Origin of the sequence: Pseudomonas sp. BP6, assembly GCF_017875935.1 — a bacterium.
Lineage (GTDB): Bacteria > Pseudomonadota > Gammaproteobacteria > Pseudomonadales > Pseudomonadaceae > Aquipseudomonas > Aquipseudomonas putida_Y.
This window is the reverse complement of record NZ_JAGINI010000001.1, coordinates 2,676,682-2,690,577: the sequence shown is the minus strand read 5'-3', so window position 1 is coordinate 2,690,577 and position 13,896 is coordinate 2,676,682. Positions and strand designations below refer to the sequence as shown.

The 13,896-nt window shown below is 62.3% G+C and carries 15 protein-coding genes; 8 read left to right on the top strand and 7 right to left on the bottom strand.

Translation table 11 applies throughout. The features are described 5' to 3' along the window. Window positions 1–38: 38 nt before the first annotated feature. Both J3A98_RS12345 and J3A98_RS12340 read right to left on the bottom strand, forming a co-directional pair. The gene (locus tag J3A98_RS12345) at window positions 39–398 is read right to left on the bottom strand and encodes an MmcQ/YjbR family DNA-binding protein (protein ID WP_209966430.1); all 360 of its coding nucleotides are present in this window, start codon (window positions 396–398) and stop codon (window positions 39–41) included. Then, window positions 391–1,293, bottom strand: coding sequence for a LysR substrate-binding domain-containing protein (locus tag J3A98_RS12340; RefSeq protein WP_003253907.1), 903 nt, complete (start codon window positions 1,291–1,293; stop codon window positions 391–393). Before J3A98_RS12340 ends, J3A98_RS12345 begins: the two co-directional genes overlap by 8 nt. Window positions 1,294–1,426: 133 nt before the next feature. Between J3A98_RS12340 and J3A98_RS12335 the strand changes: the two genes are divergently transcribed. After that, window positions 1,427–2,038, top strand: coding sequence for an FMN-dependent NADH-azoreductase (locus J3A98_RS12335; protein ID WP_176684002.1), 612 nt, complete (start codon window positions 1,427–1,429; stop codon window positions 2,036–2,038). 74 nt (window positions 2,039–2,112) lie between these two features. Here J3A98_RS12335 and J3A98_RS12330 read toward each other — a convergent pair whose 3' ends face one another. The 3 genes from J3A98_RS12330 to J3A98_RS12320 all read right to left on the bottom strand — a co-directional run bounded on the left by J3A98_RS12330 (window position 2,113) and on the right by J3A98_RS12320 (window position 5,987). Then, a complete protein-coding gene (locus tag J3A98_RS12330; protein WP_209966428.1) occupies window positions 2,113–3,315 on the bottom strand; it encodes an NAD(P)/FAD-dependent oxidoreductase in 1,203 nt (400 codons plus the stop codon). Between the two features lie 80 nt (window positions 3,316–3,395). Next, window positions 3,396–3,995 carry a cupin domain-containing protein gene (locus J3A98_RS12325; protein WP_176684000.1) on the bottom strand — a complete coding sequence of 200 codons (600 nt, stop codon included), beginning with the start codon at window positions 3,993–3,995 and terminating at the stop codon, window positions 3,396–3,398. Window positions 3,996–4,034: 39 nt separating this feature from the next. Next, window positions 4,035–5,987, bottom strand: coding sequence for an FAD-dependent oxidoreductase (locus J3A98_RS12320; protein ID WP_209966426.1), 1,953 nt, complete (start codon window positions 5,985–5,987; stop codon window positions 4,035–4,037). 175 nt (window positions 5,988–6,162) lie between these two features. Between J3A98_RS12320 and J3A98_RS12315 the strand changes: the two genes are divergently transcribed. The 6 genes from J3A98_RS12315 (at window position 6,163) to J3A98_RS12290 (ending at window position 10,205) form a co-directional block, all read left to right on the top strand. Beyond that, a complete protein-coding gene (locus J3A98_RS12315; RefSeq protein WP_209966424.1) occupies window positions 6,163–7,206 on the top strand; it encodes an ABC transporter substrate-binding protein in 1,044 nt (347 codons plus the stop codon). Window positions 7,207–7,228: 22 nt separating this feature from the next. Beyond that, on the top strand, window positions 7,229–7,984 hold the full coding sequence (locus J3A98_RS12310; protein WP_176683997.1) for a class II aldolase/adducin family protein: 756 nt from the start codon (window positions 7,229–7,231) through the stop codon (window positions 7,982–7,984). Between the two features lie 164 nt (window positions 7,985–8,148). Further along, on the top strand, window positions 8,149–9,033 hold the full coding sequence (locus J3A98_RS12305) for an EamA family transporter (RefSeq protein ID WP_129932508.1): 885 nt from the start codon (window positions 8,149–8,151) through the stop codon (window positions 9,031–9,033). A gap of 70 nt (window positions 9,034–9,103) precedes the next feature. Then, window positions 9,104–9,424: a YbjQ family protein gene (locus J3A98_RS12300; RefSeq protein ID WP_209966422.1), complete on the top strand. Its 321-nt coding sequence runs from the start codon at window positions 9,104–9,106 to the stop codon at window positions 9,422–9,424. A 138-nt stretch (window positions 9,425–9,562) separates the two neighbouring features. Further along, window positions 9,563–9,751, top strand: coding sequence for a hypothetical protein (locus tag J3A98_RS12295; protein ID WP_021782365.1), 189 nt, complete (start codon window positions 9,563–9,565; stop codon window positions 9,749–9,751). A 142-nt stretch (window positions 9,752–9,893) separates the two neighbouring features. Further along, on the top strand, window positions 9,894–10,205 hold the full coding sequence (locus J3A98_RS12290) for a hypothetical protein (RefSeq protein ID WP_176683996.1): 312 nt from the start codon (window positions 9,894–9,896) through the stop codon (window positions 10,203–10,205). A gap of 46 nt (window positions 10,206–10,251) precedes the next feature. On the opposite strand, the gene J3A98_RS12285 is transcribed toward J3A98_RS12290, so the two are convergent. Further along, window positions 10,252–10,584 carry a hypothetical protein gene (locus tag J3A98_RS12285; protein WP_003253895.1) on the bottom strand — a complete coding sequence of 111 codons (333 nt, stop codon included), beginning with the start codon at window positions 10,582–10,584 and terminating at the stop codon, window positions 10,252–10,254. A 299-nt stretch (window positions 10,585–10,883) separates the two neighbouring features. Continuing rightward, a complete protein-coding gene (gene ampC, locus J3A98_RS12280; RefSeq protein ID WP_209966420.1) occupies window positions 10,884–12,026 on the bottom strand; it encodes a class C beta-lactamase in 1,143 nt (380 codons plus the stop codon). 107 nt (window positions 12,027–12,133) lie between these two features. On the opposite strand from ampC, the gene J3A98_RS12275 reads away from it, so the two are divergent. Then, window positions 12,134–13,135 (top strand): bile acid:sodium symporter family protein, encoded by a 1,002-nt coding sequence (locus tag J3A98_RS12275; RefSeq protein ID WP_209966417.1) that lies wholly within the window; start codon window positions 12,134–12,136, stop codon window positions 13,133–13,135. Window positions 13,136–13,896 lie beyond the last annotated feature (761 nt).

Sequence of the window (13,896 nt, the reverse complement as noted above, 5' to 3'; positions counted from 1 at the left end):
TTCGCGGGTAAAGTTGCGAAAGGGCCGCCACAGCCAGATCACATGACCAACCCCACTTGCAACCGCTTGGGCAACCGACGCACTACCAGCTGGTGCGACCGCTGCAACACGTCACACAGTTCATCACGCCCCATCGGGTAGGGTGTCGCCATGCTGACCCACCGCGCCCGCGCCAGGTACGGAGCCGGCCGTATCCCCGGGCGATCGCAATAACCCAGAAACAGCTCGTCGGCCACCTTGAACGATAACCCGGCACCCGCCAGGTCGAGCACCGCGAACATCTTGTTTTCTGCCACCGAAAACACTCGGATGCCGCCCCATTTGTAGTCTTCCCGCGCACCCGGCAGGCTCAGGCAAAAAGCCGCCACCTGGGCTTCGCTCATTTTCTGTTCAGACATACCGCTCTCCACAAGCCTCGAATGACGCCGCCAGGTGATCGATCCACACCCGGACCGCAGGCAGAAGGCCACGCCGGTGTGGGTAAACCGCCTGCAGGTAGCCACCCGGTAGCGACCAGTCTGGCAGCAAGCGCACCAGTTCGCCGCGTTCCAGTTCCTCTTCACAGAACATGCTGGGCAGCGCAGTGAACCCCAGGCCGGCACGTACAGCAGCGTTACGTACTACGAAATCATCGATCGCCAGGCGCGGTTCCAGCGCTATTTCCTGCTGCTTGCCATGGGGGCCGAACAGGCGGAAGTGTACCAGCCGGTCTGCTTCGGCTGCGCCCAGCACGGGCAATGATGCCAACTCGCCCGGTTCGCGAATGTGGTCGGCAAAGCCGGGCGCGGCTACCAGTTGCATTTGTGCCTGGCGCAGGCGGCGGGTAACCAGGGCCGGGTCTTCGTCGCCCAGGTCGCGTACGCGCAACGCTACGTCAATGCCTTCGGAAATCAGGTCGACCCGGCGGTTGAGCAATACCATGTCCAGTTGCACCAGCGGGTACTGCTCAAGAAAGCGGCTGATCACATCCGGCAGGAAGGCGTGTGCCAGTGCCACCGGGCAGGATACCCGTAAACGCCCGCGCGGCTCACTGCTCATGCTGGCCACGGTTTCGTCAGCGGCTTCGGCCTCCAGCAGCATGGCCTGACAATGATGCAAGTAACGTTCACCCACTGCGGTGAGCTTGAGTTGCCGTGTGGTGCGCTGCAACAGACGTGTGCCCAGGCGCTCTTCAAGCTCGGCGATACGCCGCGACAGGCGCGACTTGGGGATGCCCAGCTGGCGCCCGGCGGCGGCAAATCCGCCAGCTTCGACGACGCGCGCGAAGTAGAAGAGGTCGTTGAGGTCTTGCATGGGAATGTCTCACTGTTCCATCTGTGGGACAAACTAACGCATTTTTGCTTACTTATCAGCTATTGATCACTTCGGTAGGATCTTCCCCATCGTGATCGCCCACAGATGCGGTCTTCAATCACAGGAGAGTCCCATGAAACTGTTGCACATCGATTCGAGCATCCTGGGCGACAATTCCGCCTCGCGCCAGTTGAGCCGCGAAGTGGTCGAAGCCTGGAAGGCTGCAGACCCAAGCGTTGAAGTGATTTACCGCGACCTGGCTGCCGATGCCATTGCCCACTTCTCCGCCGCCACCCTTGTGGCTGCAGGCACCCCTGAAGACGTACGCGACGCGGCCCAGGCTTTCGAAGCCAAGCTGAGCACCGAGACGCTCGAAGAGTTCCTGGCTGCCGATGCCGTGGTGATTGGTGCGCCAATGTACAACTTCACCGTGCCGACCCAGCTAAAAGCCTGGATTGACCGCGTGGCCGTCGCCGGCAAGACCTTCCGCTACACCGAAGCCGGCCCGCAAGGCCTGTGCGGCAACAAGAAAGTGGTGCTGGTTTCCACCGCGGGTGGCCTGCACGCTGGCCAGCCGACTGGTGCCGGGCACGAAGACTTCCTGAAAGTGTTCCTGGGCTTCATCGGTGTTACCGACCTTGAAATCGTCCGGGCCCATGGCCTGGCCTATGGCCCGGAGCAGCGCAGCCAGGCGATTGATGCTGCACAGGCGCAGATCGCCAACGAGCTGTTTGCTGCTGCCTGATCAAGGGAATGCGGTGGATCGCAAGAGTGGCCCCTGTCGAGGCACAAGGCCACTCCAACCTGTAGAAGAGTGACTCAGACCACCGGGATAAGTGGATCAGCTGCCGCCAAGGCCGCTTCCCGGTCAGCCGCTGGCGGATAAATCCACACTGAATTGATCTGGCGCTTCAGCGCCTTGGCTTCGGCCTTGTCCTCCGGTGGTGAAACCTCACGGTCCCATCCTTCGGTATAAACCGCACCCCAGGCCCCCAGGTCCAGGCACGTCACGTACTTGGGCTGGCTGTAAGCCACTGGTGCTACGCCAAGCAAATCGGCTGCGGCATTGTTGCCCGCATGGCGCCCCAGCGGAATCGCGTGCTGGCACGACATCACGGCATGATTGCCAAGCGCGTCACAGGTAGCGTAAGCCACGTCTCCAGCTGCATACACGGCCTCATTGCCCTTGACCTTCAGGTTGCCATCGACATGCAAGCGGCCGCGGTTGTCGCGCTCGCCGCTGATTTGTTCGGTGAGCGGGTTGGCCTTGAAGCCAACCGTCCAGACCACCGTGCTGGTGTCGATACGCTGGCCGTTGTCCAGCTGCACTCCGGTAGGGTCTGCCGAAACCACCGTGGCACCGCAAACCCACTCCACGCCCAGGGCCTCGCATGCCTGCTCGATGGCCGGTCGGATGCCGTCACCCAGGGCTGCACCAATGTTTGCGCCGCGGTCGATTACCACTACGCGCAAACTGACGTCTTCACCCAGTATCGCGCGCAAGCGGGCCGGCAGTTCGGTGGCCGTCTCGATGCCGGTAAAACCGCCCCCTGCTACCACCACGGTGTTGCGTGCCGGCGTGTTCGGCAGGCTGGCCAGTGACTTCAGGTGGGTTTCCAGGCGTGCAGCGCTGTCGAGCGTGTCGACATCGAAGACATGCTCGATGCCGACCATGTCAGGGCGATCGAGCACACTGCCGCAGGCCATGATCAGGCGGTCGTAGGGCAGGGCGCAGCGAGTGCCGCTGCGGGTGCGGTAGCCCACGCGACGGGCTGCCTCATCAATGTGGAATGCCGTGCCCTGCACGAAGCGGACATTGACAGCGTCGAACAGCGCCTGCAGTGGTGCGGCCATGGTATGCACGTCTGGCTCGTAGAAGCGCGGACGCACAGACAGTTCAGCCTGGGGCGCGAGCAAGGTGACCTCGACGTCCTTGCTGCCGTTGAGGTCAAGCTGGCGGATGGCGCTGAGCGCGCTCCACAGGCCGGCAAAGCCCGCACCAATGATCAGGATCTGCTTCATGGTTGTGCTCCTTTGAAGTTCGGTGGACAAGGTAGACCTTATTGCCGGTCAACGGTGTTACCAGTGCTTGCTGGAGTGCTTCAGAATGTTGGCGGCGTGATCACCCAGATCACCACGGCATCCACTTCACCGGGGTTGCCGTAGCGGTGTGGTTCCTGGCTCGGGAAGCTGAAGCTGTCGCCTTCACTCAGCTGGAAATGCCGCTCGCCTACCCACAGCTCAAACGTGCCGCTGAGGAGGTAGCCGGCTTCTTCACCGTCGTGGCTGTAACTTTGCTGGCTGTAGGTTCCCGGAGGGAAACGGGAGTGCAGCATCTCCAACTGGCGGTTGGGCTGGGGGGTGAGCAGTTGATCGACGATGCCGTCTTCATAATGCACGCTCAGGCGGCTGTTGCGCCGCACCACATAGCCTTGGTCTTCGGGCGCGGTGGTGGCCTCGCTGGCGAAGAACCACTGGATGGTCACGCCCAGGCTGCGGGCGATGTTGAACAGCGCCGGGATCGACGGATAGGACAGGTTGCGCTCCAGCTGGCTGATGTAGCCTGCGGTCAGTTCACTGTGTGCGGCCAGCTCCGCCAGGGTCATGCCGCGGCGCTTGCGCAGGCCGCGGATGCGGGTGCCGAGGAACTGCGGCGCGGCGCCCCCGGGTTCGCTGGCGGGAGGCTGGGAGGGTTGGCTCATGCGCGTCGGTCCATCGCAAAAGCCGCAGTATGTACAGCCTCAGAGCGACCAGGCAACCGTCAGACCATCGTGAATCGCTTCTTCGGCCGTGCGCGGCGCCAGGCAGTCGCCAATCCGCCGGACGTCCACCACACCTGCCAGTTCGGTGGCCAGGCGGTCTTGCGGTTGATGCCCCATGCACAGCACCAGGGTGTCGATGCCTTCGAAGATCATCGGATCGCCGCTGGCGGTGTGCTGCAGGTACACCGTGTTGTCGTCGCTACCATACAGGCGTGCGTATGGTGTGACAGGGATACCCAGGCGATGCAGCTCGCCGGCCAGTTGGTCACGTACATAAAGCGGCAGGCTCTCGCCGCAATGAGTGCCGTTGACCGCCAACTGTACCTGATGGCCTTCACGCACCAGGCGTTCGGCGATACCGGGGCCGATCCAGTCACAGCGCCAGTCGATCACCAGCACCGAACGCCCCGGTTTCACCTCATTGCGCAGCACTTGCCAGGCGTCCACTACCTGAAGCTCGCCGGTACGTTCGAACGCGGGCCAGTAGGGGGTGGCACCGGTAGCAGCGATGACCAGATCAGGGCGCTCACGTTCGACCAGTGCGCGGTCGACCCGGGTGTTGCGCACCACTTCTACCCCCGCCAGGGCCATTTCCCGTTGCAGGTTGGTGCTGGCCCCCCCGAACTCGCTGCGCCGTGGCAGCAGTTGGGCGAGCAGCACCTGCCCACCGAGCTGCGGGCCCGCCTCGTACAGAGTGACCTGGTGCCCGCGCGCGGCAGCCACGGCGGCGGCTTTCATGCCGGCAGGCCCGCCGCCGGCGACCATTATGCGTTTGGGCGAGGAAGTGGGCGTAAGGTGCCCGTACTGTAACTCTCGGCCGGTTTCCGGGCGCTGGATGCAGGAAATGGCCAAGCCGCGATGGAAATGGCCGATGCATGCCTGGTTGCAAGCGATGCAGGCGCGCACGTCTTCGACCTGGCCGCTTTCGGTCTTGACTGGCATCAACGGGTCGCAGATCAGCGCCCGGGTCATGCCGCACACATCAGCCTGACCGCGGGCCAGGATCAGCTCGGCTTCCTGGGGCTGGTTGATGCGCCCGGTGACGAACAGGGGGATGGCCAGCTGCTGCCTGAAGGTGCCAGCCTCGCGGGCCAGGTACGCCGGTTCGATGGCCATCGGTGGCACGATATGGACTGCGCCACCCAGTGAGGCCGAGGTACCGGCGACGATATGCAGGTAGTCGAGCTGGCCCTGCAAGGCCACGGCAGCAGCCAGTGACTCGTCTTCGCTCAGGCCCTGGCTGTCGCGCTCGTCAGCACTGATGCGCAGGCCAATGATGAACTGCTCATCGGTGGCGGCGCGTACTGCGGCCAGCACTTCGCGCAAGAACCTCAGACGCTGATCCAGATCGCCGTTGTAGCCATCACTGCGTACGTTCACCCGCGGGTTGAGAAACTGCGCGGGCAGGTAACCATGACTGGCCACCACCTCGACGCCATCCAGCCCGGCCTGGTGCAGGCGGCGGGCGGCGCTGGCGTAGCCCTGGACGATTTCGTCGATCATTGCCTGGTCCAGCGCACGCGGCATCACCCGGAAGCGCTCATTGGGCACCGCAGAGGCCGAGTAGGCTACCGCCAACAGGCCGTCTGCCGACTCCATGATCTCCCGCCCGGGGTGAAACAGTTGCGACAGCACCACGGTGCCGTGCGCGTGGCAGGCCTCGGCAAGCTGGCGGTAGCCGGCGATGCAGGCATCGTCAGTGGCCATCAGCACATGCGAGGTGTAGCGGGCACTGTCGTGCACCCCGGCGACCTGCAGCACGATCAGGCCGACGCCGCCGGCAGCGCGGTCGCGCTGGTAGGCGATCAGTTTGTCGTTGACCAGGTTGTCGGTGGGCAGGCAGGTGTCGTGCCCGGTGGACATGATGCGGTTCTTCAAGCGTTTGCCGCGGATCTGCAAGGGCTCGAACAGGTGAGGGAAGGCGGTCTGCATCAGGCGGCTCCGGTACGGGTTTGTTATTTTTTCTTATAAAAGTGTAGCGATAGTAAAAAATCAACTTGTTTTTTTACTAGTGTCTGTCTAGGTTTTCCTCACTCGCGTGGCGAGGGTGTGACCTCAGAACAACAAGAAAAAGGGGCCCGTCGGGCACCGGAAGGAGGAAGCTACGATGCAGCTATTTCCACGAATGACCGGCCTTTGCGCAGCCTTGCTGGGCCTTGGCCTGGGCAATGCGCAAGCTGCGCAGCAGATGGTTGTGGTCGGTTATGGCGGCGCAGGCCAGAAGGCCCAGGATGAGGCGATCTTCAAACCCTTCAGTGACCAGGACGGCAGTCAGTTGATTCAGAGTGAATACAACGGCGAAATGGCACGTATCCAGGTCATGGCTGACACCGGCCACGTCGATTGGGACGTGGTGCAGATCGAAGGCCCTGACTTGATGCGCGGCTGCGACGAGGGAATATACGAGCACCTGGACTGGCAGCGCCTGGGCCATGCAGACGAACTGATCCCGGCAGCCGCACAGGATTGTGGGTCGGCCGCGCTGGTCTGGAGCGTGGCTATTGCCTATGACCGCAACAAGCTCGCCCAGGCGCCGGCCTCGTGGGCCGATTTCTGGGACATCAACAAGTACCCTGGCAAGCGTGGCCTGCGCAAGCGTGCGGTGTACAACCTGGAATTCGCGCTGTTGGCTGACGGGGTCAAGGTCGAGGACGTTTACCGGGTACTGTCCACGCCGGCGGGTGTCGAACGGGCCTTCGCCAAACTCAGCGAACTCAAGCCCCATATCCAGTGGTGGGACGCCGGCGCTCAACCCGCGCAATGGCTGGCAGCCGGTGACGTGGTGATGACCTCCACCTACAGCGGACGAATTGCGGTGGCGGCGCAGCAGGGCAGCCCGTTGGCCGTGGTATGGCCTGGCAGCCTGTACGGTATGGACTATTGGGCGATCATCAAAGGCTCGCGGCATGTCGACCAGGCCAAGCGGCTGATTGCCTATGCCAATCAGCCGGATACCCAGGTGCGGTATGTGCAGCAGATACCCTATGGGCCGACCAATACCCAGGCCGCAGCCAGGCTTGACCCGTCCCTGGCCAATTGGGTACCCACGTCACCACAGAACCTGCAAGGGGCACTGGCCATGAACGTGGAATTCTGGGTCGACCATGGCGAAGAATTGGAGCAACGCTTCAACGCCTGGGCCAGCAAATAGCGTTCAGTAAAGGGGCAACAAGATGACTGCAACGGAACAAAGCCTGCGTCGGGAGTTGGCTGCCTGCTACCGGCTGATCGCACATTTTCGCATGAGTGATCTCATCTTCACGCATATCTCCTTGCGCTTGCCTGGGCCGGAGCACCATTTCCTGATCAACCCGTATGGCCTGCTCTTCGATGAGATCACCGCTTCCAGTCTGGTGAAGATCGACCTGCAAGGGCGGCCGGTGGGGGCTGCCCGTCACCCAGTCAACCCGGCCGGGTTCGTCATTCACAGTGCCATTCACGCTGCCCGCGAGGATGCCCAGTGCGTGCTGCACACCCACACCCGCGCAGGTTGCGCGGTGGCCGCACTGGAATGTGGCCTGCTGCCGGTCAGCCAGATGTCCATGGAGTTTTACGGCAATGTGGCTTACCACGCCTACGAGGGCATCGCGCTGGACATGGATGAACAGCAACGGCTGGTGGCCGACCTGGGCAACAAGCCGGTGATGATACTGCGCAACCATGGGCTGTTGACCACGGGGCGCAGTGTGGCTGAAGCCTTCCTGCGCATGTACTACCTGGAGAAGGCTTGCGAGATCCAGTTGGCGGCGCAGCGTGCTGGGCAACTGATTTTCCCGTCGACTGATGTGTGCAGTCGTACCGAACGGCAGTTCAACGCGCCGGGGAGCGGCTTGAAGCAGGGGGAACTGACCGACCCGGATGCGCTGCAATTGGCGTGGGCGGCGTTGTTGCGAATGCTGGAGAAGGTGGCGCCTGGTTATCAGGATTGAACCTGTGCTTGCTGATTTGGTTGCGTAGATGTCCAGCCAGATAGCGGGCGGACGGAACAGTCACTGTAGTGCAACCATTGGTTTCAACTGTGCTGGTCCCTTTGTGTGGAATACCTTTATGCTGTAACGAAATATGTCTAAAAAGCCTGCAGAAGGAAGTCGCAATGCCACTCAAGGACCTGCTTATCGCCCTGGTGGTGATTGTCGCCTGGGGAGTCAACTTTGTGGTCATCAAGGTTGGCCTCGACGGGCTGCCACCGATGTTGCTGGGGGCATTGCGTTTCTTGTTGGTGGCGTTCCCGGCGATCTTGCTGGTCAGGCGGCCCAAACTGCCGTGGCGCTGGCTGATCGCTTACGGTGCGACCATTTCACTGGGCCAGTTCGCGTTCCTGTTTCAGGCCATGTACAGCGGCATGCCGCCAGGGTTGGCTTCGTTGATCCTGCAGTCGCAAGCCTTCTTCACCCTCGGTTTTGCAGCGTTGTTTCTCGGTGAGCGGCTGCGCCTTGCCAGCGTGCTGGGGCTACTGGTGGCGGCCAGTGGCCTGGCGCTGATCGGCAGCGAAGACGGCGGCCATGTGCCCATGCTGGCGCTGGTGCTGACGCTGTGTGGCGGCGCAATGTGGGGCCTGGGCAACATCATTACCCGACGGTTTGGCTCGGTCGACCTGGTCGCGTTGGTGATCTGGGGCGGGCTGATACCGCCACTGCCATTTCTGGCACTGTCCTGGTGGCTGGAAGGCCCCGAGCGCATTGGCCATGCCTTGGCCAATATCAGTTGGAGTTCGGTGCTGGCCCTGGCGTATCTGGCCTTTGTGGCCACCATGCTCGGCTACAGCCTGTGGAGCAAGTTGCTGTCGCGCCACCCGGCAGGCAAGGTGGCGCCGTTCTCGCTGCTGGTACCGGTGATTGGCCTGAGTTCGTCGGCTTTGCTGCTGGGAGAGCGCCTGACCGCTACGCAGGGCTGGGGTGCATTGCTGGTGATGGCCGGCCTGCTGGTGAATGTGTTTGGTGCGCGCATCGGTCAGCGTTTGCGGGCAGCCAACGCGTAAGGCGCTTCAATCTGCTGAGCTGCGCTCTGTTAGAATCGGCCTCTTTTTGCCAGGCCAACGGAGCGCATCCATGATCATTTCCACCACCAGCCAGCTCGAAGGCCGCCCGATTGCCGAATACCTGGGCGTGGTCAGTTCCGAATCGGTGCAGGGCATCAACTTCGTGCGCGATTTCTTTACACGGTTTCGCGACTTCTTCGGCGGCCGTTCGCAAACCCTGGAAAGCGCGTTGCGCGAGGCCCGGGAGCAGGCCACGGAAGAACTCAAGGTCCGGGCACGACAGTTGCAAGCCGATGCGGTAGTGGGGGTGGACTTTGAGATCAGCATGCCGTCGGTACAGGGCGGCATGGTCGTGGTATTTGCCACCGGTACGGCAGTACGCCTGAAGTAAAGCCTGCGGCCATTGGTCGGCTACAAGGTTCTTGTCCGGTCGGTCCGCAAATGACCAGCTAGTCTCACTCTCACAGGCCGCGTTTCCTGGGCAACTTGTCTGGTTGCCGACGCGACCGCCACCGGAGGGAGACTGGGCATGAGCGAATCCTTTTTCGAAGACCTGAACGATGCGTTCCCGATCAACAGCCAGGTGCGTTGCGGCCAGGCGGCATTTCGCCTGGGTTTCGCCCACATGACGCTGGATGATTCCGAACAGCTCCAGCCTGCACATTTGCAGCGCAGCAAAAAAGGCCGCTTCATGCCGCGGGTACCGATCAAGAAGTGATCCCGCGTCTGCACACGCCCCCGCCCAACGGCGGGGTTTTTATTGCCATTCGTTGATCCGCCTCATGGTATTGCCCGGTAGCGCTCGCCGGATGGCCCGGCCTGTGGTTTTCTGACGCGGCATTCCAGCGACGGAGGATTGAATGCTCATGCGAGTCAGGGAAGAAACCTATTGGCAGTGGGCCGACGCACAGTTGCACAGCCGCTGCCACGACGAAGCGCTCAGCGACGGCACCACACTGGACGTGCAGGTGCGCTTGTCGCGCCTGGGGGCGACGCAGCTTTTTCTGGGGTTGTACGCCGGGAATGGGCGGGCGTTGCTGGAAGAGTATTACCCTGCGCTGCCGGGCGAGACCATGACCCGTGCGCTGGTGTGGGGTGTCGACCGCGCCCGGGCGATGGCAACGGGCGCCTTGCCTTTGCCGGAAACCCGCTTGCAGCGGCGCCAGGCATGAAAAAGCCCGGCCTGTGCGGGCCGGGCTCTGGTAAGGGTACGAACCCTCAATTCAGCGGTTCGATCACCTTGACTGCCTGCTGCTCACGGGCAGCGGGCCATTCTTGTTGCAGGGTCTGCAGCACGCGGCCGACGAATTCGGTGTCGGCGGCGGCTTTCTTGCCGACGTAGCCTTGGCCACGGCGGTAGACCTTGAAGCGGGCACGCATGCTGGGCAGGTGCTCTTCAAATTCATCTTCGACGGTGTTCGGTGGCAGGCGGTCGAGGCGCACTTCACCGGTTTGGCTAACCCACAGCAGATGGTCGTCAAGGCTGTCCTTGCGCACGGCGAACAGCTGGGCCAATTGGTCGATAGTCGGATTGTTGTTCAAGTTCATCATAAAGCCCCCATTACCCATTCATAGGTGATTTTCACAGTTGGCGCTATCACGGTGTAGCGCACTACCAAGGCTGCTACAGCAGCATCGCAACAGGGGCTTTCTCACGCTGCCTTTTGGACAGTTCCCTCTCCACGGACGGCCTGCGTTACCGCGCAGGCCGTCTGGAACACCCTTGCCACCGCTCCCGATCGGGGAGACGGCTTCATCATGCCCAAGCGCGATGAACGGCGTCAACCGTTTTGTAGTGATTTTTTTTGCTCACTACATTCTGTCGTTTTGTCCGACAATCACCGCTGGCGTTACAAGCCGGAAAGGATGTCGAAGGCGGCTTGCACCCGCGCTTGGTTGGGGTAATTCCGATTGGCCAGCAACACGACTGCCAGTTGTTCTGCCGGCACGAACGCGGCGTACGCGCCGAAGCCATTGGTGGAGCCAGTCTTGTTGTACCAGGCTGCCGGTAGCGCGGGCAGGGCCGGTTGCAAGCGAGTGGTTGCCTGCGGTTCACGGATCAGCAGCGAGCTGTTGCCATCGATCAGAGTGCGCAGCGTGGCCGGGTAGGGGTAGCGTTCCCAGCCCAGTCCTTGCGTCATGGCGCCAACCTGGAAATAGCCTTGCTGGGTAATGGCGGTGGCTTTCACCAGGGCCGGTGGCAGGCCCTGCGGCTGCATGTGCAGCCGCACATAGCGCAGCAGGTCGCTGGCGCTGGTTTTGATGCCGTATGCCTCGTCGGCGTAAGGGCCCGGACCCACACGCACCGGCTTGTCGGCGGCGTCATACCCTTGGGCATAAAGCCCCTGGGCGCTGGCCGGAACCTGAAGGTAGGTATTCTTCAGGCCCATCTTCGCCAGCAGGCCTTCAGTCATCAGCGTGGAGAACGGTTGGTGTTGCGCCCGGGCGGCCAGGTCACCGAACAAACCCAGGCTGGGGTTCGAGTAGCAGCGCTGGGTGCCGGGTTTGGCGCGAGGTTGCCAGTGGCGGAAGAAATCAACTACCTGTTGCGGCGATTGCACAGTGTCGGGGAACTGCAGTGGCAGGCAGTCGGCGCTATAGGCGCCCAGTTCCAGCACGGTCGCGTCGCCGATGGGGACGCCGGCCAGTGCCGGGTGATAGCGCTTGGCCGGGGCCTGGAGGTCAAGTTTGCCCTCGGCGCTGGCAAGTGCGGCCAGGGTGGCAGTGTAGGTCTTGCTCAGCGAACCGATCTCGAACAGCGTATCGCGGCTCACCGGTACGTTGTCGGCCTTGCTGGCCACGCCGTAGCTGAAGTAATGCGCGTGGTCGCGTGCATAGATGGCCACAGCCATGCCGGTGATGCCTTGTTCCTGCATGAGTGGGCGGATGATCTGGTCGACCTTGGCCTGTAACTGGTCGTCGGCCTGGGCGCTGGCATGGCCCAAAGCAAAGGTAATGGCGGCTGCAAGTGCAGCCAGACGTGGGCGGAGCATGGCGAGTCCTTGTTGTGGAACGTGTCCGTTGAGCGATACCACTCGGGGTTCCGGCGTTAGCGACGGAGAGCCAGAGACCTTATCGTCTGCCCAGCCACAATGACAAGATGGATACAGTGATGAAGTATTTGCGCATGTTATTTGACAATTTCACCTTGGCCTTGCTCGGGGTGGTACTCATCGCCACCGTGCTGCCTTGCTCGGGCGATGGCGCGGTGTATTTCGGCTGGCTGACCAACCTGGCCATCGGCCTGTTGTTCTTCCTGCATGGCGCCAAACTGTCGCGTGAAGCCATCATTGCCGGTGCCGGGCACTGGCGCCTGCACCTACTGGTGTTCTCCTGTACTTTCGCATTGTTCCCGCTGCTGGGCCTGGCGTTCAAACCACTGTTCGTACCGTTGGTAGGTAACGAGCTTTACCTGGGCGTCCTGTACCTGTGTGCCTTGCCTGCAACCGTGCAGTCGGCCATTGCCTTTACTTCGCTGGCCCGCGGTAACGTGCCAGCGGCCATCTGCAGCGCGGCGGCCTCCAGCCTGCTGGGTATCTTCCTCACACCGTTGCTGGTGATGTTGTTGCTGGGTGCCAGTGGTGATACGGGGTCCGGCCTGGATGCGGTATTGAAGATCACTTTGCAGCTGCTGGTGCCGTTCGTTGCCGGGCAGATCGCGCGGCGCTGGATCGGTGCCTGGGTCAAGCGCAATGCCCGCTGGCTCAAGGTGGTAGACCAGGGTTCGATCCTGCTGGTGGTGTACACCGCCTTCAGTGAGGCCGTGGTTACCGGGCTGTGGCATACCGTATCGCCGCAGCACCTGGCGGGGTTGTTCGTGGTGTGCGCGATTCTACTGGCAGTGGTGCTGTTCGGCACACGCATGCTTGGCAAGGCCCTGGGCTTCGACCTCGAGGATCGCATCACCATCCTGTTTGCCGGCTCCAAGAAAAGCCTGGCTACTGGTGTGCCCATGGCCCAGGTGTTGTTCGTGGGCAGTGGCATTGGCGCGATGATCCTGCCGCTGATGCTGTTCCACCAGATACAACTGATGGTGTGTGCTGTGCTGGCGCAGCGTTATGCCAGCCGTGAGCAGGCGGTGGAGGCTTCGGCGGTGTCTTGAGCGCCTTTACGTTCCCATGTAGATGCTGTGTTGGTGGTCAAGCTTTTCTGCGGTGCTGAGAGCTGAAAAGCTTGGTCGTACAAAGGGTTGCTACCCGCGAAGAGGCCAGGGCTGCTGGCCAATCTCCACCCGCCGTTCACCGTTGCCGCCGCTACCGTATTCGCGGGTAAACCCGCTCCTACACAGATTGGTGGTGGACACACATTGGTGATAGGGCGCAGGCCGTCGTAGGAGCGGGTTTACCCGCGAAAGGGCCGGCCCTGCTGGCCAATCTCCACCCGCCGTTCACCGTTGCCGCCGCCACCGTATTCGCGGGTAAACCCGCTCCTACACAGATTGGTGGTGGACACACATTGGTGATAGGGCGCAGGCCGTCGTAGGAGCGGGTTTACCCGCGAAAGGGCCGGCCCTGCTGGCCAATCTCCACCCGCCGTTCACCGTTGCCGCCGCTACCGTATTCGCGGGTAAACCCGCTCCTACACAGATTGGTGGTGGACACACATTGGTGATAGGGCGCAGGCCGTCGTAGGAGCGGGTTTACCCGCGAAAGGGCCGGCCCTGCTGGCCAATCTCCACCCGCCGTTCACCGTTGCCGCCGCTACCGTATTCGCGGGTAAACCCGCTCCTACACAGATTGGTGGTGGACACACATTGGTGATAGGGCGCATGCCGTCGTAGGAGCGGGTTTACCCGCGAAAGGGCCGGCCCTGCTGGCCAATCTCCACCCGCCGTTCACCGTTGCCGCCGCTACCGTATTCGCG